This is a genomic window from Streptomyces sp. SID8374 (assembly GCF_009865135.1).
GTDB lineage: Bacteria > Actinomycetota > Actinomycetes > Streptomycetales > Streptomycetaceae > Streptomyces.
On sequence record NZ_WWGH01000001.1, the window covers coordinates 1,203,957 to 1,224,426 of the forward strand.

17 protein-coding genes are annotated in these 20,470 nt (G+C 73.6%); 4 read left to right on the forward strand and 13 right to left on the reverse strand.

What is annotated here, in order from left to right; translation table 11 throughout:
* Positions 1-12 precede the first annotated feature (12 nt).
* The 5 genes from GTY67_RS05405 to GTY67_RS05425 form a co-directional block, all read right to left on the reverse strand.
* A complete protein-coding gene (locus tag GTY67_RS05405; protein WP_237502554.1) occupies positions 13-1,941 on the reverse strand; it encodes an ABC transporter ATP-binding protein in 1,929 nt (642 codons plus the stop codon).
* Positions 1,938-2,882 (reverse strand): ABC transporter permease, encoded by a 945-nt coding sequence (locus GTY67_RS05410; protein ID WP_161277948.1) that lies wholly within the window; start codon positions 2,880-2,882, stop codon positions 1,938-1,940. The genes GTY67_RS05405 and GTY67_RS05410 overlap by 4 nt, the downstream gene beginning before the upstream one ends.
* A gap of 7 nt (positions 2,883-2,889) precedes the next feature.
* A complete protein-coding gene (locus GTY67_RS05415) occupies positions 2,890-3,834 on the reverse strand; it encodes an ABC transporter permease (RefSeq protein ID WP_161277949.1) in 945 nt (314 codons plus the stop codon).
* A gap of 1 nt (position 3,835) precedes the next feature.
* Positions 3,836-5,431, reverse strand: coding sequence for an ABC transporter substrate-binding protein (locus tag GTY67_RS05420; protein ID WP_161277950.1), 1,596 nt, complete (start codon positions 5,429-5,431; stop codon positions 3,836-3,838).
* 519 nt (positions 5,432-5,950) lie between these two features.
* Entirely contained in the window at positions 5,951-7,210 is a 1,260-nt protein-coding gene (locus tag GTY67_RS05425) for an ROK family transcriptional regulator (RefSeq protein ID WP_161277951.1), read from the reverse strand.
* 560 nt (positions 7,211-7,770) lie between these two features.
* Here GTY67_RS05425 and GTY67_RS05430 point away from each other — a divergent pair.
* Positions 7,771-8,709 (forward strand): TauD/TfdA family dioxygenase, encoded by a 939-nt coding sequence (locus GTY67_RS05430; protein ID WP_161277952.1) that lies wholly within the window; start codon positions 7,771-7,773, stop codon positions 8,707-8,709.
* A gap of 119 nt (positions 8,710-8,828) precedes the next feature.
* The gene (locus tag GTY67_RS05435) at positions 8,829-10,454 is read left to right on the forward strand and encodes a PucR family transcriptional regulator (RefSeq protein ID WP_161277953.1); all 1,626 of its coding nucleotides are present in this window, start codon (positions 8,829-8,831) and stop codon (positions 10,452-10,454) included.
* Position 10,455: 1 nt separating this feature from the next.
* On the opposite strand, the gene GTY67_RS05440 is transcribed toward GTY67_RS05435, so the two are convergent.
* The 6 genes from GTY67_RS05440 to GTY67_RS05465 form a co-directional block, all read right to left on the reverse strand.
* Positions 10,456-11,547, reverse strand: a complete 1,092-nt coding sequence (locus tag GTY67_RS05440; RefSeq protein WP_161277954.1) for a glycosyltransferase family 4 protein — start codon at positions 11,545-11,547, stop codon at positions 10,456-10,458.
* A 273-nt stretch (positions 11,548-11,820) separates the two neighbouring features.
* Complete coding sequence (locus GTY67_RS05445) at positions 11,821-12,597, reverse strand: hypothetical protein (RefSeq protein WP_161277955.1); 777 nt, start codon at positions 12,595-12,597, stop codon at positions 11,821-11,823.
* 68 nt (positions 12,598-12,665) lie between these two features.
* Positions 12,666-14,411 carry a DNA repair protein RecN gene (gene recN / locus GTY67_RS05450; RefSeq protein ID WP_093686489.1) on the reverse strand — a complete coding sequence of 582 codons (1,746 nt, stop codon included), beginning with the start codon at positions 14,409-14,411 and terminating at the stop codon, positions 12,666-12,668.
* Positions 14,412-14,515: 104 nt separating this feature from the next.
* Positions 14,516-15,421, reverse strand: coding sequence for an NAD kinase (locus GTY67_RS05455; RefSeq protein WP_093686488.1), 906 nt, complete (start codon positions 15,419-15,421; stop codon positions 14,516-14,518).
* A gap of 8 nt (positions 15,422-15,429) precedes the next feature.
* Positions 15,430-16,245: a TlyA family RNA methyltransferase gene (locus GTY67_RS05460; RefSeq protein WP_093686487.1), complete on the reverse strand. Its 816-nt coding sequence runs from the start codon at positions 16,243-16,245 to the stop codon at positions 15,430-15,432.
* Between the two features lie 7 nt (positions 16,246-16,252).
* Positions 16,253-16,603 (reverse strand): hypothetical protein, encoded by a 351-nt coding sequence (locus tag GTY67_RS05465; protein WP_161277956.1) that lies wholly within the window; start codon positions 16,601-16,603, stop codon positions 16,253-16,255.
* A gap of 42 nt (positions 16,604-16,645) precedes the next feature.
* Here GTY67_RS05465 and GTY67_RS05470 point away from each other — a divergent pair, with 42 nt between their 5' ends.
* A complete protein-coding gene (locus tag GTY67_RS05470; protein WP_161277957.1) occupies positions 16,646-16,993 on the forward strand; it encodes an SCP2 sterol-binding domain-containing protein in 348 nt (115 codons plus the stop codon).
* Between the two features lie 83 nt (positions 16,994-17,076).
* Here GTY67_RS05470 and GTY67_RS05475 read toward each other — a convergent pair whose 3' ends face one another.
* A complete protein-coding gene (locus GTY67_RS05475; protein WP_093686484.1) occupies positions 17,077-17,877 on the reverse strand; it encodes an ABC transporter ATP-binding protein in 801 nt (266 codons plus the stop codon).
* A 126-nt stretch (positions 17,878-18,003) separates the two neighbouring features.
* Positions 18,004-19,056, reverse strand: a complete 1,053-nt coding sequence (locus tag GTY67_RS05480; protein WP_161277958.1) for an HAD-IIA family hydrolase — start codon at positions 19,054-19,056, stop codon at positions 18,004-18,006.
* Positions 19,057-19,127: 71 nt separating this feature from the next.
* Here GTY67_RS05480 and GTY67_RS05485 point away from each other — a divergent pair, with 71 nt between their 5' ends.
* Positions 19,128-20,405 carry a DUF1015 domain-containing protein gene (locus tag GTY67_RS05485; protein ID WP_161277959.1) on the forward strand — a complete coding sequence of 426 codons (1,278 nt, stop codon included), beginning with the start codon at positions 19,128-19,130 and terminating at the stop codon, positions 20,403-20,405.
* Positions 20,406-20,470 lie beyond the last annotated feature (65 nt).

The following is a 20,470-nucleotide window of genomic DNA, read 5'->3' on the forward strand; positions in this document are numbered from 1 at the left end:
TGCAGCACGCGCTCATACCGGCACCTCGGCCTTCCGGAGCACGGGCGTTACGGGGACGGGCTCCGGTGCCGCCGCCAACAGGGCCCGGGTGTACGGGTCCTGGGGGTGCTCGCAGACGTCGTCGGCGCTGCCGGTCTCCACGATCCGGCCCCGGTACATGACCGCGATGCGGTGGCTGACCTGCCGGACGACGGCGAGGTCGTGGGCGATGAAGACCAGGGCCAGGCCCAGATCGCGCTGGAGGTCGGTGAGCAGGCCGACGATCTGGGCCTGGACGGAGACGTCGAGCGCGGAGACGGGTTCGTCGCAGATGAGGACGGACGGGCCGGGGGCGAGCGCGCGGGCGATCCCGATGCGCTGGCGCTGGCCGCCGGAGAAGGAGCGCGGGTGCCGGTCCGCGACGGCCGGGTCGAGTCCGGCGAGGGTGAGCAGCTCCGCGACCCGGGCCTCCCGCTCGTCCCGGTCGCCCAGGCCGAAGGCGATGAGCGGTTCCGCGACGATCTGGCCGACGGTCATCCGGGGGTTGAGCGAGGCGTAGGGGTCCTGGAACACCATCTGGATCTGCCGGCGCACCGCGTGCAGCTCGCGCCGGGCGGGCCGGGTGATGTCCTGGCCGCGCAGGTGGAGCGTGCCGCCGTCGGAGGGGTGGGCGTGGGCGAGGACCCGGGCGAGCGTGGACTTGCCGGAGCCGGACTCCCCCACGATGCCCAGGGTCTCGCCCTCGGCCAGCGTCAGGGAGACCCCGTCGAGGGCGGTGAACCCGCGTCCGCGTACGCCCCGCCGCCTGTACGTCTTGCGCAGCCCGTCCGCCGCCAGGACCACGGCCCCGGGTGCGGGCCGGTCGATCCGGGCGGGCGGGGCGGGCGCGGGCAGGGGTTCGGTGCGCCCGGCGGCGGGGAGGCAGGCCGCCCGTACGCCGTCGGTCAGCCCGACCAGCGGGGGCACCCCCGTACGGCAGCGGTCCTCCACCAGCGTGCAGCGGGCGGCGAAGGCGCAGCCGTCCCCGAGGAGGGTGAGGTCGGGCGGGGAGCCGGGGATGCCGGTGAGACGGGTGCCGGAGGGGGCGGAGAGGCGGGGGACGGCGGCCAGGAGACCGGCGGTGTACGGGTGGCGGGGGCGGGTGAGCACTTCGGCGGTCGGGCCGTCCTCGACAACCGTGCCGCCGTACATGACGAGGACGCGGGCGCAGGAGCGGGCGACGACGCCCATGTTGTGGGTGATGAGGACGAGGGCGGTGCCCGTCTCGCGGTTGAGGTCGGCCAGGAGGGTGAGGATCTGTTCCTGGACGGTGGCGTCGAGGGCGGTCGTCGGTTCGTCGGCGAGCAGGATGTCCGGCTCCCCGGCGAGTGCCATGGCGATCAGGATGCGCTGGCGCTGGCCGCCGGAGAACTGGTGCGGGTGGTCGTCGATACGGCGGTGGGGCTCGGGGATGCCGACCCGGTCGAGGAGTTCGACCGCGCGGGCCCGGCGCGCGGCCCGGTCGCGGCGGCGGCCGTGCTGTTCCCGGGGCCCGTGGGCCCGCAGCACCTCGTCCAGGTGGCGGCCGACGGTGAGGACCGGGTTCAGGGCCGTCATCGGGTCCTGGAAGATCATGCCGATCCGGGCACCGCGCACCGCCCGCAGCTCCTGTTCGCTCGCGGTGGCGAGGTCCTGGCCGTCCAGCAGCACCGACCCGGTGGAGACGCGCCCGGTGCCGGGCAGCATCCGGGTCAGCGCGAGGGCGGTGGTGGACTTGCCGGAGCCGGACTCCCCGACGACGGCGAGCGTCTCGCCCCGGCGCAGGGTGAAGGAGACCCCGCGCACCGCGCGCAGGATGGAGCCGTCGGGGGCGGTGAACTCGACTCCCAGGTCCCGGACTTCGAGCAGGTCGTGGGAGGCCCCCGGCGCTTCGAGCAGTTCGTGGGCGGTCGTGGGCTGCACGGCATGCGGCTGGGCGGTCATCGGCGTACCTCCCGGTTGAGCGCCTCGGCGATGAACGAGAGCCCGAGGACGAGCGCGGTCACGGTGATCAGCGGCCCGGCGGCGAAGTGCGGGGCCTGGGCGAGATAGGGCATGGACTGGCTCAGGACCGAGCCGAGCGTGGGCTCCGGCGGCCGGACGCCCACCCCGAGGAAGCTCATCGCGCCCTCGATGAAGACGGCGACGGTCAGCGAGACGGCGACCTGCACGACGAGCGGGTCGGCGGCGTTGGGCAGGATGTGCCGGACCAGCACCCGGGGGCCCGAACTGCCCCCGACCCGGGCGGCGGTGACGTACTCGCGCTCCCGCTGGACGAGGATCCCGCCGCGCAGCAGCCGCCCGAACGCCGGGATCTCGGCGAGTGCGATGACCAGGACGACGGGGAGCCGGCCGGGGCCGAGGATCGCGGTCACGGCGAGCGCCAGGATCAGCCCCGGGAAGGCCAGGATGAGGTCGAAGATCCGCTGGACGAGGGTGTCGAGGACCGGGTGCGCGGCCGCCGCCAGGGCGAAGAGGCAGCCGAGGGCCGCGCCGACGGGGACGGCGATCGCGATGATCCCGAGGTCGGCGCGGATGCCGTACAGCACCCGGCTGAGCAGGTCGCGGCCCAGGTCGTCGGTGCCGAGCGGGTGCCCGGGGGTACCGACGGCCGCCAGGCTCAGGCCGCTCTGGTCGGTGGGGCCGTGCCCGGCGAGCAGCGGGGCCAGCAGGCCGGCGAGGACGACCGCGCCGACCAGGACGAGGCCGGTGCGGGCGCGGGCGGTGGAGAGAGCGGCGCGATAGGGGTGGCGGGAGGTCTTGCGGGGGCTGCCCTTCCGCTGGGTCTGTACGGGTTTCCGCAGGGCCACCGGAGAGCCCGGGAGGTCCGGGGCGGTGCCCGGGACCGGCGGGTCGGCCGGGGCGAGGTCGGGGGTCGAGGTCATGGCGGTGTCACTCCCACCTGATCCGGGGGTCCAGCCAGGCGTAGACGAGGTCGGTGAGCAGCTGGACGACGACGAAGACGGCGACCAGGAGGAGCAGCAGGTCCTGGACGACCGGGTAGTCACGGCGGCTGAGGCCCTGTTCGGCGAGCTGGCCGAGCCCCGGCCAGGCGAAGATCGCCTCGACGAGCACGGCCCCGCCGAGCAGGTGCCCGGTCTGCATGCCGAGCAGCGTGACGACGGGCGGGAGGGCGTTGGGCAGGGCGTGGCGCCACAGCAGCCGGCGCGGGGCGACCCCGGCGGCGGTGGCGGTGCGGATGTAGTCCTCGGCCAGCGCGCGTTCGATCCCGTCCTTGAGGTAGCGGCCGAGGACGGCGGCGCTCGGGAGGGCGAGGCAGAGCGCGGGCAGCAGCAGGTACTGCGCGGCCAGGTCGGGGGCGCCGAGGAACGACACCCGTCCGCCCGGCGGCAGCACCCCGAGGACGACGGCGAACAGCAGCACCAGCAGGACGCCGCTGACGAAGGGCGGCCCGGCGAGGGCGGCGGTCGTCGTCACCCGGATCGCGCTGCGGACCCAGCCGCTGCGCGAGGTGGCGCCGAGGATGCCGAAGGCGCTGCCGAGCACGATGACGAACAGCAGGGCGGCCGCGGTGAGTTCGGCGGTGGCGCCGAGCCCGTCACCGATCAGGTCGGAGACCTGGCCGCCGATCGCGTACGAGGGTCCGAGGTCGCCGGTGACCAGGGAGCCGATCCAGTGCGCGTACTGGGTGAGCAACGGCGCGTCCAGGCCGAGCCGTTCACGGATCGCGGCGACGGTCGCCGCGTCCGCGTCGGGCCCGGCCAGCGAGGTCGCCGGGTCGCCGGGGACGAGCCGGAGGATGGCGAAGATGAGGAACGAGGCCCCGAACAGGACGAGGAGGGCGGAGGGCAGCCGCCTCAGCAGGTAGCCGCGCATGTCACACCAGGTAGGCGTCGTCGAGGTTGAGATACGAGAACTTGTTCAGGGCGACGCCGTGCAGCCGGTCGGCGTTGACCTGGACCTGGCCGCGTACGACGAGGTCGATGATGAACGCCTCGTCGAGGAGGATCCCGGAGATCTGCTCGTGCAGGGCGTTGGCCTCGGCGGCGCCCGTCCCGGGCTTCGTCCAGGCTTCCTGGACGACCTTCGTGTAGGCGGCCGAGCGGTACTTGGAGGTGTTCTTGGCCTCGTTGAACGGGTACGCGCTCACCGCGAGCGTGGAGGGCTGGACCTGGGCGAAGCCATGGCTCATGGACCACAGCGCCGGCATCTCCTGCGAGATCAGCTTCTTCTGCGCGGTGGCCCCGTCGGTCGGCTCCAGGGTGGTGTGGACGCCGATCTGCTTGAGGTCGTACTGGATGGACTCGGCGACGGCCGTCTCGCCGGGCAGCCCGATGTGCAGCAGGGGGAAGGAGAGCTTGCTGTGCCCGGCGGACTTCAGCAGCTCACGGGCCTTGCCGGGGTTGTGGTTGTAGTGGGTGCGGTGGGCCTCGCTGAAGGCGGGCGAGGACTTGGGCCACGGAGCGGCGGAGGCGAGACCGTAACCCCCGAGGGTCTGCGCGAGGAGCCGGTCGCGGTCGATGGCCCAGGCGAGGGCCTGGCGGACGGTCTTGTCGTTCAGCGGGGCGACGGTGGTGTTGACGCCGAGGTAGGAGGCGCCCGCCCCGGTGTCGTAGTTGGTGATCTTCAGTTTGGGGTCGCTCTTGATGACGCTCAGGCTCTTGCCGGGTACGTGGAAGGAGAGCTGGGACTGGCCGGAGCGCAGGGACGAGATCAGCGCGTCGGCCTGGGGTATCACCCGCAGTTCGACCCCGTCGAGGTAGGGGCGGTCCGGCAGCCAGTAGCTGTCGTTGCGGGTCAGGCTCAGCCCGGAGCCGGGGCTCCACTTCTTCAGCCTGAACGGGCCGGTGCCGATGAGCTTCTTGCCGGTGACGGCGTCCTCGACCGTCTTCTCATCGGTGATGATCATGAACTCGAAGAGGTCGAACAGGTTGTTGACCGGATGCGCGAGCTTGAGCACCAGCTCGTGGTCGCCGCGCTTCTCGAACCCGTCGACCGCGGCGGCCGTACCGCGCAACTGGGCGGCGCGCACGGGGTTCTGGAGGTTCTTCACCGCGAAGATCACGTCGTCGGCGGTGAAGGGGCGGCCGTCGTGGAAGGTGACGTCGTCGCGCAGCTTCAGCGTGATGCTGCGCCCGTCCTTCGCGTACGTCCACGAGGTGGCCAGCTCCGGCTTGGGCGTGAGGTCGTCGTCGTACCGGGTCAGGGTGTTGTAGATCAGCCGCTGCTGGAGGGACTGGCCGCTCTGCGCGAAGAGCAGGGCCGGGACGAAGTCGGAGTTGACGGCGAGGTTGAGGGTGGAGCCGCGCCGGGGCTTGCCACCGGTCTCCTGGGGAGCGGACGAGCTCTCGGAGACCGCCGAGCGGCAGCCCGTCAGCCCCAGTCCGAGCAGCAGGGCACCGCCGCCGGCGAGCAGGGTGGAGCGCCGGGAGAGTCCGGTGGACGGGGACGGGGAGGGGTACAGCTCGGTCATCGAAGCCTGCCTGTGACGGTGAGGGACGGTGGGGTGGGCCGAAGTCGGTGCGGGCGGTGCGGGCGGTGCGCGCGGCGGCGCCAATTGATTCCGCTGCGGGAGCAATTGAACGGAGGTGTGGGCGCCACCGGCGCGCGGAGCACGGGTGTACGGAGCCAGGGGCGTGCGGAGCTGTGCGTGTACGGACGTACGGCGTCAGGCCGTACGGATCAGGAGCGGGTCGACCGCGAGAGGTGACACGTGAGGCGCGGGATCAGCACCGGGCAGCGTGGAGCGGCGCCGGGCACCGGACCGGGTCCGTGGAACAGCTCAGCGGAACGGGTCCGTGGAGCGGGGAGGGGTCCGGGTCAGCCGCGGACAGCACAGACCGCGCTGGCCTGTCGACAGAGGTCGACGTGCCTGCGGGAGATGAGGCGCATGTCCGGGTTCACGGGAGCAATATGACAGTGGCTTCGCCGGGCGGTCAACCTGGTCTGTCCGGATCCTGGTACGAAATCACCTCCTGCCCCATACGCGCCGCTACCGCTGGGAGGCCGCCAAAGGGCTCCTGAACAGGGGATTCAGCGCGATCGTGCCACCGGCGACAGGCAGGACGGTCATTCCGGCATGCGGACTGACGATCCGTTCGGGGTCCCCGCAGACATGGGAGAGGTCCACGGCGGCGCCCCTGATCTCCTCCAGGTACTCGGGGTTGAGGATGCTGGAGTGCTCGGTGACCACGACCAGGTCGGGGTTGAGGACGTCCAGGAGCAGGGCGGTCGCCCGGCCCACCGCACGGGCCCGCTCGCGCAGCAGCCGGTCCGCCCGCCGGTCCCCGGCCGCCGCCGCGTCCACCAGCAGGAACACATCGGCCTCGGGCACGATCCCGCGCCGCTCGGCGGTCCGGGCGACGGCCATGTTGGAGGCCGTCGCCTCCAGGCAGCCGGTCCGCCCGCACGGGCAGGTGACCGTGGAGTCCGGTACGGGCAGATGGGCGACGTCCCCCGCGCCGGAACCGGGCCCCTGGTGGACCACCCCGGCGATGCCGAGGGCCGCGTCGACCACGTTGCCGATGAAGAGGTGGACCAGGCTGCGGCGGGCGGCGGGCCGGCCGAAGAGGATCTCGGACTGGGCGATGGCGCGGGCGTGGTTGTCGATGCGTACGTCGATCCCGCCCAGGCCCCGGGAGAGTTCGGCGGCGAGCGGCCGCTGGTGCCAGCCGAGCGTGTCGTGCCGGACGGCCGTCCCGAGCGCGGGGTCCACCCACCCGCCGAGCGCGGCGCCGACCCCCAGGAGGTGGTGGTCCCCGGTGGTGTCGGCGAGGAAGTCCCGCAGCCCGGCGACGACTTCGCGCGAGAGGTCCCCGGGGGCGATCCCGTCGTGCGGGAAGGTGCGGCGGGCCAGCAGCCGGCCCCGTAGATCCAGCAGGCCGAACGTCGAACCGGGCACCCCGATGTGGACCCCGCCCGCCACCGGCGCACCGCTCTCCCCGGTGTGCAGGTCCACCGGGATCTGGGGTCTGCCGACGCCGTGGCTCTCCACCCGTTCGGGCAGCTCGCGGACGAGGCCGAGGCGGACGAGGTCGACGCACTGGCGCGATACGGCGGCGGGGCTGAGGCCGGAGAGCTGGGCGATCGACCTGCGGGCGACGGGCCCGTGGTCCAGCACCGCGCGCAGCACCGTCGCGGCGTTGGCCTCGCGCCGGCCGTCGCCGGTGGTCCGGGCGGACGGGGCGGTGGTCCGCTCGGGCTGTCCGGTCGTCCGAGGGAGCTTCCGAGGGAGCTGGGGGGCGGCAGTCATGGGGCCTTCCTTCGGTCCTGCGCCACGGGGGCACTCGCAACGTTACGGCGGCATGAAATCGCGCCGGGTCCCGCGCCCGGCGGTCGGGCGGGGTGGCCGACCTGTCCGGGCTCGCCGGGAAAACCGCTGCTCAGAGGCGGTTTGACGGTGCGTTGCCGGAGAGCGGCCGGGCCGTGTGCAAGCGCCGATTCAACCACCGTCGGACGCCTTCCGGGGCATGGGCGGGTGCTTGACGTACGCGGAGGGGCGCTGGAATTCTCCGGGGCATGTTCGCGACGGCCGTTTCCGGCGCGCGGCCCGCCCACACCGGCCGCACCGCAGCAGCGCACGGGTGTCCCGGCCGCTGTACCGCCGCCTGACCGGTCACGCCTCTCCGGCCGCACCGCTCCGCCTCCTCCTCACCGGCTCCCGCTTCACCCCTGGTTCTCCAGCGGGGGCCGACGTCCGCCCGAATTAATTTCGCTCCAAGATTAATCAATGGATGGTCTTGGCTCCGCAGGCCCGCACAAGCTCCGCCCGTAAAGCCCCGCCCCCGTGAAAGCTCCGAAAGGACCCCCGCCATGTCCTCGGCAACCACCACCTCCGCCCTCACCGTCCAGAAGGTCGGCGGCCGCCTCGGCGCCGTCATCTCCGGCGTCCGCCTCGGCGGGGACCTCTCCCCCGAGACCGTCGCCGGAATCCGGGCGGCCCTCCTCGCCAACAAGGTCGTCTTCTTCCGCGGCCAGGACCACCTGGACGAGGAGAGCCACGAGGCGTTCGGCAAACTGCTCGGCACCCCGGTCGCCCACCCCACCGTGCCGTCCGCCGACGGCCGTTACTCCCTCGGCATCGACTCCGACCACGGCGGCCGGGCCAACCAGTGGCACACCGACGTCACCTTCGTCCCCGCCTACCCGGCCTTCTCCATCCTGCGCGCCGTGACCATCCCGCCGTACGGCGGCAACACCCTGTGGGCCAACACCGCCACCGCGTACGACGGGCTCCCCGAGCCGCTGCGGGTCCTGGCCGACTCGCTGCGCGCGGTCCACTCCAACGACTACGACTACGCGGCGCTGCGTCCGCAGGCCCTGCCCGAGGCGCTGAAGCAGTACAAGGAGGTGTTCACCTCGACGAAGTTCCTCACCGAGCACCCGGTGGTGCGCGTCCACCCCGAGACCGGGGAGCGCACCCTGCTGCTGGGCAACTTCGTGCAGCGGATCGCGGGCCTCACGGGCCGCGACTCCCGTACGCTCCTGGAGCTGTTCCAGTCGCACATCGAGCGCCCGGAGAACACCGTGCGCTGGCAGTGGCAGGTGGGCGACGTGGCGATCTGGGACAACCGCGCCACCCAGCACTACGGCGTCGACGACTCCGACGCCCACGAGCGCAAGCTGCGCCGCGTCACCATCGACGGGGACGTGCCGGTGGGCGTCGACGGCCGCTCCTCCACGCTGATCTCCCCCGAGGAGGTGCCGGACCCGTCCTTCGGCATCCCGTCCGGAGCCTCCACGGCTGCCTGACCCCCGGTCCCCACGCCTCCCCTGCCATGCGCACCCCGCGCCCCGGGCGGTAGCGTCCTGAACAGGACGACCGCCCGGGGTACGGGCGTGGAACAACAAGGGGAAAGCGGGCCGGGTACGTGGAGAGCCACAGCGGAATCACCGTGCAGCGGGCACTGGAGCTGCCGGGGCTGCGTGCGGGCCTCCCGGAGGTGGTGGCCGGCGCGGACCGGCTGAGCCGCACCGTGCGCTGGGTGCACGCGGGCGAGGTGCCGAACATCGCCTCGCTCCTCAAGGGCGGCGAGCTGCTCCTCACCACCGGTCTGGGCCTCGGCACCCGTCCCGCCGAGCAGCGCGCGTTCGTCCGCCGCCTGGCCGACCGGGGCATCGCGGCCCTGGTGGTGGAGCTGGGCCCGCGCTTCAGCAGGCTGCCCGCTTCCATCGTGGACGCGGCCCGCGCGGCGGGTCTGCCGCTGGTGCAGCTCCACCGGGAGGTGCCGTTCGTCGCGGTGACCGAGGAGGTGCACACCGAGATCGTCAACGGGCACTACGCCCTGCTCCAGCAGGCGGAGGAGGTGCACCGGCGCGCCACCCGGGCGCTGCTGGACGGCGGCGGGGTGCCGCAGGTCCTCGGCATCCTCGCCGACTTCACCGCCAACCCGGTCTTCCTGGAGACGCCGGACGGGCAGCTGCTGTACGCGGCGTCCACGGGCACCGGTCCGGTGGGCGCGGATCCGCTCCAGGTCTGGGAGGGCATGCGCGGCGACCGGGCGGCCCGGGAGTCCCCGCCGGTGGGCGCGGTCCTGGTGGATGTGCCGGGCGGCGGTCCGGAGACCGGTGCCGTACGGGCCCGGCTGGTGCTGCTGGCCGTCTCGGGACCACTGGCGACCGTGCACCGGATGGCGGCCGAGCGGGCGGCGGGGCTGCTCGCGGTGGTCCTGATGCAGGCCCGGCAGGAGGAGGAGCTGGCGGCCCGGGGCCGGGGCGACTTCCTCACCGATCTCGCGGAGGGCCGGATCACCCCGGAGGACGCCCCGGCCCAGGCCCGGGTGCTCGGCTTCCGGCCCGGGGACACCCCGCTGCTCCCGGTCGTGATGCGGCTGGCGCCCGAGCTGTCCCCGTCGGGCAACTGGGCGCTGCTGGCCCGCGCGGTGCTGGAGGAGCTGGCCTCGGTCGGCGTACCGGTGCTGCTGGGCGTACGGCCTGTGGAGGGGCGGGTGCCGCTGCTGCTCGGGCTGCGGTCGGAGGGCGAGCGCACGGCGGTCGCGGACCGGGTGGCGGCGGCGCTGCGGGCGGGCGTGGGGCGGGCCGGCCTCGACCGCGCCGGTTCGCAGCCGCCGGTGGTCGTGGTCGGTGTCGCGGGCGGCTGGGCGGCGGCGGGCGCCGGGCTGCGGCATGCCTCGGAGACCGCGACGGCGGCGCAGGGCCTGGACGACCGGCCCTGGTACGACGCGCGGCGACTCGACATCGACCTGCTGCTGTGGCGGCTGCGGGACCACCCGGACCTGGCGGCGTTCGTGAACCGGGCGATCGGTCCGCTGCGCGAGCACGACCGCACCTCGCGCCCGCCGCTGCTCCCGACGCTCCAGGCGTATCTGGCGCACGCGGGCCGCAAGGCGGAGACCGCGCGCGAGCTGCACCTCAACCGCCAGACGCTCTACAACCGGCTGGCCCGGATCGGTGAGCTGCTCGGCACGGACCTGGACGACCCGCAGACGGTGCTGGCGTTGAGCCTGGCGCTGCGGGCCCGCCGCCACACGACGTAGGTCAGCGGCCGCGCGGGGACGGCTGCGCCAACTCGTCGTACACGCTGAGCACATGGGCGATGGTGTCGTCCTCGGTGGGCCAGCCCGCCGCCTGCTCCCGCCCGGCCTCGGCCAGCCGCGCGCACCGCTCGGGGTCGCCCAGCAGCCGGGCGACCGTACGGGCGAGCGCCTCCGCGTTGCCGAACGGCACCAGTTCGGCGGCCTCACCGACCAGTTCGGGCACACCGCCGACCTCGGTCGCCACCAGCGGGACCCCCTGCCGCAACGCCTCCTGGGCCAGCAGGGAGCGGCCCTCCCAGCGGCTGGGCAGCACGGCCAGGTCGGCGGCGGCGATCAACTCACCGACATCGTCCCGGCATCCGATCAGCCGTACGGGCAACTCCTCGTCCCGGATGCGCTGTTGCAGGGCGGACCTCTCACGCCCCTCCCCCGCGATGACCAGCAGGGGTACGGGGTCGAGTCCGCGCCAGATCCGGGCGGCGTCCAGCAGGGTGCCGAAGCCGTGGTGCGGCACCAGGCTGCCGACGGCCATCAGCAACGGCCGCTCCACCGCGCCCAGTTCGGCCCGCGCCTTGCCGTCGTGCAGGCTCCCGGCCGAGCGCGGTACGGGGGCGGCGGCCGGGGCGAGCCGCGCGTCCCGGGCCCCTCGGGTCCGCGCCCGGTCCACCAGATCGGAGGAGGGGGCGAGGACAACGGCCGCCGCCCGTACGGCTCTTCGCTCCAGCAGGTGCAGGATCTGGCGGCGGGCGCCCTCGGCGTACCGGCGGGTGTGCCAGGTCATCACCAGCGGCACGGTCCGCCCGCTCAGGGCGAGGGCGGTGCGGGCGGCGGCGTGCAGCCCGTGGGCGTGGACCACGTCGGCCCCCGCGCAGGCGGCCCGGAGCGCGGCGACGGCGGCCGGGTCGCTGCGCCGGGGCACCGGCAGGAAGCGGGCCCCGGTCGCCGTGAAGTCGTAGGCGTGGTCCACCGCGGGCGGGGCGCAGACGGTGACCTGCACCCCGCGCGCCACCAGCCCCGCGGCCAGCGAACTGACGTGCGCGCTGCTGCCCGCACTGCCGCCGCCCAGGACTTGGACCGTACGCAGCTGTGACACGTTGATTGGCTCCCCGGGGTCCCCGAGTCGGCGGTAAGTACAGCGTCAAGGATGCCAGTCCGTACGCGCGTTACGGCACTGCCGGAACGTTGCTGCCGGGCGCGCGGCGACAACCGACCGGACGGCACCACCCTCACGGGTGAATCCTGAGGCGCGGAGTTGCCATCACCGGCGTTCCCGGGTGCCCGTCGCTCGGCTCACCCGCCCCGAGCCAGCACCGCGCTCAGCCGGCCCCCAGGGCTCCGTCACGCTGAACTGGCAGCGCCGCACACCTCAGCGCCGAACCCCCGCCACACGCCGCAGTACCCCCGAAGCGCGTCGGGCGAGCGCGCTGACCCGCTCCCCGTTCGCCGCGGCCGCCACGAGCCCGGCGGCCAGGGCGGCACGCCCCGTACGGCCGCCGTGGCGTCCACCGCTTCGGGCCAGGGCAACCCCCAGCGCGGCCCCGAGCCCATGGGCCCCGGTGTCCCCGAGCATGGTGCGCTCCCCCAGGTCGGCCGGGGCGAGCACCGCAGCGGCGGCGGCCCCCGGCATCCCGGCCACCGCCCCCAGCAGCACCACAAAACCCACGGCCGCCCCCGGCCCCACATCGACCAGGTTCACCAGATGGGCGGTACCGGCGATCACCACACCGGTCAGCACCCCGTCCACCACCCGCCCCTCGATCAGCACCCCGGCAAGCACCCCCGCCGCCCCGATCCCGAAGAGCTTCACCGCCCCGCTGGTCACCTCGCCTCCGCGCAGGGCCCTGAGATGGGCCCGGAACCCCCGGCGCGGGTCATCGGCGCCCACCAGGTCGTCGTACGCCCCGCAGCCCCCGGCGGCCAGCACGGCGAGCACCCCGGCCGCACGCGCGCGGGCCGGCCCCGGGGCGGCGGCGATCCCGGCGGCTCCTCCGAGGACGGCCGCGGGTCCGGCGTACAGGGTGACGGTCCGGCCCGCGTGATTGGTCCGCAGCCACGCGGAGTCCGTACGGCGGCTGAGCACCGCGTACCCGCCCGCACCGACGAGACCTGCGACAACGACGGCCCTGCTCACGTTCGTACCCATGGAGGAAGCCTGGATGCGCGTACGGGGCCGGACGGGAGACCCCCGCCCGGCCCCGTACACCTGCCTCGTCAACCGTCCTTGCGCGCCGTCGCCAGCAGCTCTTCCGCATGGGCGCGGGCCGTCTCGGAGTCCTCCTGGCCCGCCAGCATCCGGGACAGCTCCCGGACCCGGTCCTCGCCCTCCAGGACCGTGACCCCACTGCGGGTCACCGAGCCGTCCACGGTCTTCTCGACCAGCAGCTGCCGGTCGGCGAAGGCCGCCACCTGCGGCAGGTGCGTCACGACCACCACCTGCGCGGACCGGGCGAGCTTGGCCAGGCGCCGCCCGACCTCGACCGCCGCCTTGCCGCCGACGCCCGCGTCGACCTCGTCGAAGAGGTACGTGGGCACCGGGTCGGAGCCCGCGAAGACGACCTCCACCGCGAGCATCACCCGGGACAGCTCACCGCCCGAAGCACCCTTGGCGATCGGCCGGGGCTGGGCCCCGGGGTGCGGGGCGAGCAGCAGTTCGACCTCGTCCGCGCCCGAAGGGCCGTAGACGACGCTCCGCCCGCCGATGTCGATGCCGGACGCCTCGTCGGCCGCCTCGGTCTGCCGGATGGCGAAGGAGACCCGGGCGTGCGGCATGGCGAGCGAGGCCAGCTCCTCGGTCACCGCCTCGGCGAACCGGGCGGCGGCCTCCGTACGGGCGTCGGTCAACGCCTGTCCGAGCACGGAGAGTTCGGCGCGCAACGCGTCCCGCTCGGCCGTCAGCTCGCCGATCCGCTCGTCGTCGCCCTCCAGCTCGGTGAGCCGGCCCGCGCCCTCCTGCGCCCAGGCGAGCACGGCCGCGATGTCCTCGCCGTACTTACGGGTCAGGGTGGTGAGGGCGGCCCGGCGCTCCTCCACGGCGGCCAGCCGCAGCGGATCGGCCTCCAGCTGGTCGGCGTACCCGGCCAACTCCCCCGACACATCGGCGATCAGGATCGAGATTTCGCCGATCCGGTCGGCCAGCGCGGCCAGTGCCGGGTCATGGGCCCGGACCCCGTCCAGCGCCTGCCCGGCGGCGGCGACCACGGTGGTGGCGTCGACACCCTCGGGGTCCTCGGGGTTGCCCGCCAGCGCGGTGTGCGCCAGGGAGGCGGCGGAGGCGAGGGCCTCCGCGTGCCCCAGCCGCTCCGCCTCGGCGGCCAGCTCGGTGTCCTCCCCCGGCAACGGCTCCACGGCGGCGACCTCGTTCAGCCCGAAGCGCAGCAGATCCGCCTCCTGGGCCCGCTCCCGGGCCCGGGTGGTCAGCTCCTCCAGCTCGGCCGCCACGGCGCGCAGCCGCCGGTAGGCCGCCGCGTACTTGGCGTGCGGGACCTCCACACCGTCCCCGGCGTACCGGTCCAGCGCCTGCCGCTGCCGCGCGGGCTTGAGCAGGCCCTGCTGGTCGGTCTGCCCGTGCACGGCGACCAGCTCGTCCGCCAGCTCGGTGAGGACCCCCACCGGCACGGATCTGCCGCCGAGATGGGCCCGTGAGCGCCCTTCCGCCGAAACGGTACGGCTGATGAGCAGCGCACCGTCGTCGAGTTCCGCCCCGGCCTCCTCGGCCCGCAGCGCCGCCGCGTCGCCCTCGGACACCGTAATCCTGCCCTCGACGACCGCGGCCTTGGCCCCGACCCGTACGAGGGCGGGGTCCGCGCGCCCGCCGAGCAGCAGCCCGAGGCTCGTGACGACCATGGTCTTGCCCGCGCCGGTCTCACCCGTCACCGCGGTGAAACCGGGTGACAGCTCCACCACCGCGTCGTCGATGACTCCGAGCGACCGTATCCGCATCTCCTCCAACACGGACATGACCTTACGAGGTTCCGAGGCGGACGCGCGACGGCCCCCGCTCCCGGATTCACTCTCCTGAGCGTTTCCTGGGTCGCGGGGGCCGTCGAAGACCTCCCGGCCGGTCAGTGGGGCGCTCCCCGCCACCCCGAGACGGGCAGCGCGAACTTCGCCACCAGCCGGTCCGTGAACGAGGCCTGGTGCAGCCGCGCCAGCCGTACGGGCACCGCCCCGCGCCGCACCTCGACCCGCGCACCGGCGGGCAGCTCCACGGTCCGGCGCCCGTCGCACCACAGCACCCCGTGCGGGGTGTGCGGCTGGACCTCGACGGCGAGGACCGAGGTGGGCGAGGTCACCAGAGGCTTGGCGAACAGGGCGTGCGCGCTGATCGGGACCATCAGCAGCGCCTCCACCTCGGGCCAGACGACGGGCCCGCCCGCCGAGAAGGCGTACGCCGTCGAACCGGTCGGGGTCGCACAGACGATCCCGTCGCAGCCGAACCCGGTGACCGGCCGGCCGTCGATCTCCAGGACCACTTCGAGCATCCGCTCGGGCGACACCTTCTGCACGGCCGCCTCGTTGAGCGCCCAGTCGGTGTGGACGATGTCACCGTTGCTGTGCACGATGACATCGATCGTCATGCGCTCCTCGACGTCGTAGTCACGGGTGACGACCCGCGAGACCACCTTGTCGAGGTCGTCGCGCTCGGCCTCGGCGAGGAAGCCGACGCGCCCGAGGTTGACGCCGAGCATCGGTACGCCGGAGGCGCGGGAGAACTCCGCGCCGCGCAGCAGCGTCCCGTCACCCCCGAGGACGATCAGCAGCTCGCAGCCGTCCACGGCGGCGGGGCTGGTGTCGGTGACCGTCTCCACGGCGTCCGGGAGCGGCAGATCGGCCGCCTCGGTCGCCAGGACCCGTACGCCGAGCCCGTTGCGCAGCAGCCCCTGCACGACGAGCTCCGCGCTGCGGATCGCCGCCGGACGGCCGGTGTGCGCCAAAAGAAAGACTGTTCGTGCCGCATTCGTCGTCACATTCGTCGTCAACGGGGCCCCTCCGCCACTGCACGGTCGACATCCGCGGGATCCAGCTCAGGTGCGCCGGCCCGCAGCCACAGAAAGTATTCGACGTTCCCCGAAGGTCCGGGCAGCGGACTGGCCGTCACCCCGCGCACGCCGAGCCCGAGTCCCCAGGCCCGGCGCGCCACTTCACGTACCGCTTCGGCACGCAGCTCCTCGCTCCGCACCACCCCGCCGCTACCGAGCCGCTCCTTGCCCACCTCGAACTGCGGCTTGACCATCAGGACCAGGTCCGCATCAGGGGCCGCGCACCGGGCGAGGGCGGGCAGCACGAGCCCGAGCGGAATGAAGGACAGATCCCCCACCACCAGGTCGACCGCCTCTCCGTCGATGGCCTCCAAGGTCAACTCCCGCACGTTGGTACGGTCCTTGACGACGACGCGTTCATCGGACTGGAGCGACCAGGCGAGCTGCCCGTACCCCACGTCGACGGCGACGACCTGCCGGGCGCCGGCCCGCAGCAGCACATCGGTGAACCCGCCGGTCGAGGCGCCCGCGTCCAGCGCCCGCCGCCCTTCCACGGCAAGACCGAGCGGTACGAAGGCGGCGAGGGCCCCGGCCAGCTTGTGGCCGCCGCGCGAGACGTAGTCGGGGTCGTCGTCGTCCTTGGTGACGACGATCGCGGCGGCCGTCTCGACCTGGGTGGCGGGTTTGGTCGCGGTGGTCCGGCCGACGGTGACCCGCCCCGCGGCGATCAGCTGACTCGCGTGCTCGCGCGATCGGGCGAGCTTGCGGCGTACCAGCTCGGCGTCGAGGCGGCGACGTGCCACTCCTGCCACGTTCGGTTCAGCTCCTGTGGTCGTGCGTGTTGTCGTACGCGGGTGTGGGTCCGGGCCTGGACGGACCGGGTGCGGCGGCCGGACGGGCGTCCAGCGAGGTCAGCGCGTCCTTGAGCCCACGGTGTACATCCTCGTACACCTCGGTGTGCCCGTCCGCCGGGAGGTGGTCCGCGTCGGCCAGCCGCTCCAGCAGGGCATCGACCTCGGCCCGGCCGGTGGGGGTGCGCTCCACGCCCAGGGGCGCGGGCTCGGCGGGCTCGGAGGAGGGCGCGTCGGCCACGGGCCCGTCCTGCGGCAGGTCCGGCTCCTCGGGCGTGCTCACGGGCGGGGTTCCCGCCTCCGGCGTCCAGTCGCTCATGCCGAAACGCTACCGCGACGGGCCGGTGTACCGTCGAGGACGATGGCGACCATGGCGGAGTGCCGCAGCGCACTCGACAAACTCTCCGACAACCTCGCGACGGCCGACGGCGACGTACGCAGCGCCGCCGCACTCGACCGCTCGCTGAGCTGTCACATCAAGGACCTCGACATCACGTTCACCGGCCGCCTGGCCGATGGCCGGATCCAGGTCCGGGACACGGTGGAGGGCCCGCCCCGCGAGAAGGCCGAGATCCGGCTGGCGATGACGGGCGACGACCTGGTCGCCCTGGTCGACGGCGACCTGAACTTCGCGAAGGCGTGGGCATCGGGCCGCGTACGCCTGGAGGCGGGCTTCCGGGACCTGCTGAAGCTGAGATCACTGCTGTAGCGCCTGTCTTCCCAGTCGCGTCCGGCCGCACCAATCAAAGCCCGTCCGGCGATTGAGGACGAAGCGCCCACCGGGGCGCCCCCTCAGGCAGCGACCTTCCGCGCCTTCCGAGCCGCGGGCACCACCAGCGGCGTCCCGGTCTCAGGGTCATCGATCACCTGGCACCGCATCCCGAACACCCGCTCCACCAGCTCCGCGTCCACCACATCCGAGGGCGCCCCCTCCGCGACGATCTCCCCGTCCCGCATCGCGATGAGGTGCGTGGCGTACCGCGCGGCATGGTTCAGATCATGGAGTACGGCGACCAGCGTGCGCCCCTGCGTCTCGTGCAGCTCCGCACACAGGTCGAGGACGTCGATCTGGTGCTGGATGTCGAGGTACGTCGTCGGCTCGTCCAGCAGCAGCAGCGGCGTCTGCTGGGCCAGGGCCATGGCGATCCAGACCCGCTGCCGCTGACCGCCGGAGAGCTCGTCGACGTACCGCTCGGCCAGCGCGGCCACCCCGGTCGACTCCATGGACTCCTGGACCACCCGCTCGTCCTCCGGCGACCACTGCCGCAGCAGCCCCTGGTGGGGGTAGCGGCCCCGGGCGACGAGGTCGGCGACGGTGATGCCGTCGGGCGCGATGGAGGACTGCGGCAGCAGCCCCAGCGTGCGCGCGACCTTCTTCGCGGGCAGCTGGTGGATGGTCTGCCCGTCCAGCAGCACCTGCCCCCGGCTCGGCTTCAGCATCCGGGCGAGCGAGCGCAACAGGGTCGACTTGCCACAGGCGTTGGGGCCGACGATCACCGTGAAGGAGTTGTCGGGTATCTCGACCGAGAGATCCTCGGCGATGACCCGCTGGTCGTAGCCGAGGGTCACCGATTCTGCGGTGAGGCGCTGCATGGTCGTACTCCCGGAGGCAGGGGGTGTCCGGCGGATCAGGGCCGGAAAGACCCCCGACCACCACCAAGTTAGGTTAGCCTATCTTCCTTCTGGCACCCCTTGCCCGGGGCCTACGGGAGGGACCGGTCACAGCCCGAGCGCGGCGACGGCCTTCCCCGTGTCCAGCCCGAACGCCCCGTCCCCGGCGAAGGTCCACGCGGCGCCGCAGAGCGCCCGCAGCCCGTCGAGTGGATCGCCCTCGCCCTCCAGGACCAGCCGCTCCCCGTCACGTACGACCGCGGTCCACCCACCGCAGCGGAACGGGCCCTCCGCCCCCTGTGAAGTGACCTCGGGCTGCCCGGTCAGCAGCCCCCGCAGATCCCGGTCCACATACGTCGGCCGGTGCTTCGGCTCCGCGGCGAGCAGCTGGGCGGCGTCCGTCACCCCGGTCAGCACGAGCAGCGAGTCCACGCCCCCGTTGAACGCGCCCTCGATGTCCGTGTCCAGCCGGTCCCCCACGACGAGCGGCCGCTCCGCCCCGGTCCGCAGCACGGTCTCCCGGTGCATCGGCGGCAACGGCTTGCCCGCGACCTGGGGTTCGGCGCCGGTGGCGATCCGTACGACCTCCACGGCGGCACCGTTGCCGGGCGCGATGCCCCGGGCGCCCGGAATGGTCAGGTCGGTGTTGGAGGCGTACCACGGCAGCCCGCGCGCGACGGCGTAACTCGCCTCGGCGAACCGCCCCCACGCCAGCTCCGGCCCGCCGTACCCCTGGACCACGGCCACCGGGTCGTCGTCCGCCGACTCCACCGGCACCAGCCCGCGCTCCCGCAGAGCGACCCGCAGCCCCTCGCCGCCGACCACCAGGACCCGGGAACCGGCGGGCAGCTGGTCGGCCATCAGCCGGGCGACCGCCTGCGCCGAGGTGATCACATCGGCGGCCTCGGCTGGCAACCCCAGCTCCGTCAGGTGCTCCGCCACCGCGTCCGGCGTACGCAGCGCGTTGTTGGTGACGTACGCGAGGTGCATCCCGCCGTCCCGCGCGGTGGACAGCGACTCCACGGCGTGCACGATCGCCTCGCCGCCCGCGTACACCACCCCGTCCAGGTCGAGGAGGGCCGTGTCGTACGCCTCGCTCAGCGCCGCACTGCTCCCGGCGGGCCGGTTCCTGTCGTGCTGCTGGCTCTGGCTCTGGCTCATATGACTCTGCTCCTCATCCACGTCTCTCCCCCGATCATCGCGCATGCCCCATGCACACATACGATGCTCAAATGAACACTTCAGGTCCCGACGAGCAGGGGCTGCGGCTGATCCCGTTCCGCGGACTGCGTTACGTCCCCGAGCGGGTCGGCAGCCTGGCCGCGGTGACCTCGCCCCCGTACGACGTGGTCGTCAGGCCGGACGGTCTGCACCACCTGGAATCGGCGGACCCGCACAACATCGTGCGCCTCATCCTCCCCCAGGCGGACACCGCCGAGGACCGGCACCGGCAGGCGGCCAGGACGCTGGAGCGCTGGCTCGCCGAAGGCGTGATCGCCCCGGACCCGGCACCCACGCTGTACGTCTACGAGCAGCGCAACGACGAGATCCTCCAGCGCGGCCTGATCGGCGCCCTGGCCCTCTCCCCCGCCGCCGACGGGATCGTGCTGCCGCACGAGGACGTCATGGACGACATCGTCGCGGACCGCGCGGAGCTGATGCGCACGATGCAGGCCCACCTGGAACCCCTGCTGCTGACCTACCGCAGCGACGGGGCCGAGGAAGGTGCCGCAGCGGTCATCGAGCGCACGGTGGAGCGCACCCCGCTGCTCTCCACCACGACGGAGGACGGGTTCCACCACCGCCTCTGGGCCGTCACCGACCCGGCCGACCGCACCGCGATCGAGACAGATCTGGCCCGCCACCAGGCCCTGATCGCCGACGGCCACCACCGCTGGGCGACCTACCTCCGGCTCCAGCGGGAACAGACCGCACCGGGCCCCTGGGACTTCGGCCTCGTCCTCCTCGTCGACACAGCCCGCCACCCGCTCCAGGTCCGCGCGATCCACCGGCTGCTGCGCGGCCTGCCGGTGGCCCGGGCGCTCGAAGGACTCACGGGCCTCTTCCGGGTCCGTACGGTCGAGGGCCCGCTCCCCCGCGCCCTCGACGCCCTGGCCGGGGCGGCGGCGGAGGGCAACGCGTTCCTCCTCGCAGGCGACGGCCACTTCCACCTGGTGGACCGCCCGGACCCGGCCCTGCTGGCCCGCACGATCCGGACGGACCGCCCCGAGGCATGGCGCACCCTGGACGCGACGGTCCTCCACTCGGTGCTCCTCGACGACGTCTGGCGCATCCCCGACGCCCCCGAGCACATCGGCTACATCCACGACACGGAGGCCGCCGTCGAACAGGCCGAACGCCTGGGCGCCACGGCGGTGCTCATGCATCCGGTACGCGAGGAAGTCGTCCGGGACCTGGCCAGGCAGGGCGTCACCATGCCCCGCAAGTCGACGTCCTTCGGCCCGAAGCCGGCGACGGGGCTGGTCATGCGGAGCCTGACCATCGACTGACGAGTCCGACGGGCATACGGGAAAGGGGCGGCACTCCCGAGGGAGTACCGCCCCTTCTCTCAGCC

Bases quoted from the DNA above. Each gene is read 5' to 3' on its own strand.
- GTY67_RS05430 (WP_161277952.1), top strand. From the start codon at position 7,771: ATGTCCTCGGCAACCACCACCTCCGCCCTCACCGTCCAGAAGGTCGGC.
- GTY67_RS05465 (WP_161277956.1), bottom strand. From the start codon at position 16,603: ATGAGCGACTGGACGCCGGAGGCGGGAACCCCGCCCGTGAGCACGCCC.
- GTY67_RS05415 (WP_161277949.1), bottom strand. From the start codon at position 3,834: ATGCGCGGCTACCTGCTGAGGCGGCTGCCCTCCGCCCTCCTCGTCCTG.
- recN (WP_093686489.1), bottom strand. From the start codon at position 14,411: ATGTCCGTGTTGGAGGAGATGCGGATACGGTCGCTCGGAGTCATCGAC.
- GTY67_RS05445 (WP_161277955.1), bottom strand. From the start codon at position 12,597: ATGGGTACGAACGTGAGCAGGGCCGTCGTTGTCGCAGGTCTCGTCGGT.
- GTY67_RS05425 (WP_161277951.1), bottom strand. From the start codon at position 7,210: ATGACTGCCGCCCCCCAGCTCCCTCGGAAGCTCCCTCGGACGACCGGA.
- GTY67_RS05485 (WP_161277959.1), top strand. From the start codon at position 19,128: ATGAACACTTCAGGTCCCGACGAGCAGGGGCTGCGGCTGATCCCGTTC.
- GTY67_RS05405 (WP_237502554.1), bottom strand. From the start codon at position 1,941: ATGACCGCCCAGCCGCATGCCGTGCAGCCCACGACCGCCCACGAACTG.
- GTY67_RS05420 (WP_161277950.1), bottom strand. From the start codon at position 5,431: ATGACCGAGCTGTACCCCTCCCCGTCCCCGTCCACCGGACTCTCCCGG.
- GTY67_RS05475 (WP_093686484.1), bottom strand. From the start codon at position 17,877: ATGCAGCGCCTCACCGCAGAATCGGTGACCCTCGGCTACGACCAGCGG.
- GTY67_RS05470 (WP_161277957.1), top strand. From the start codon at position 16,646: ATGGCGACCATGGCGGAGTGCCGCAGCGCACTCGACAAACTCTCCGAC.
- GTY67_RS05410 (WP_161277948.1), bottom strand. From the start codon at position 2,882: ATGACCTCGACCCCCGACCTCGCCCCGGCCGACCCGCCGGTCCCGGGC.
- GTY67_RS05480 (WP_161277958.1), bottom strand. From the start codon at position 19,056: ATGAGCCAGAGCCAGAGCCAGCAGCACGACAGGAACCGGCCCGCCGGG.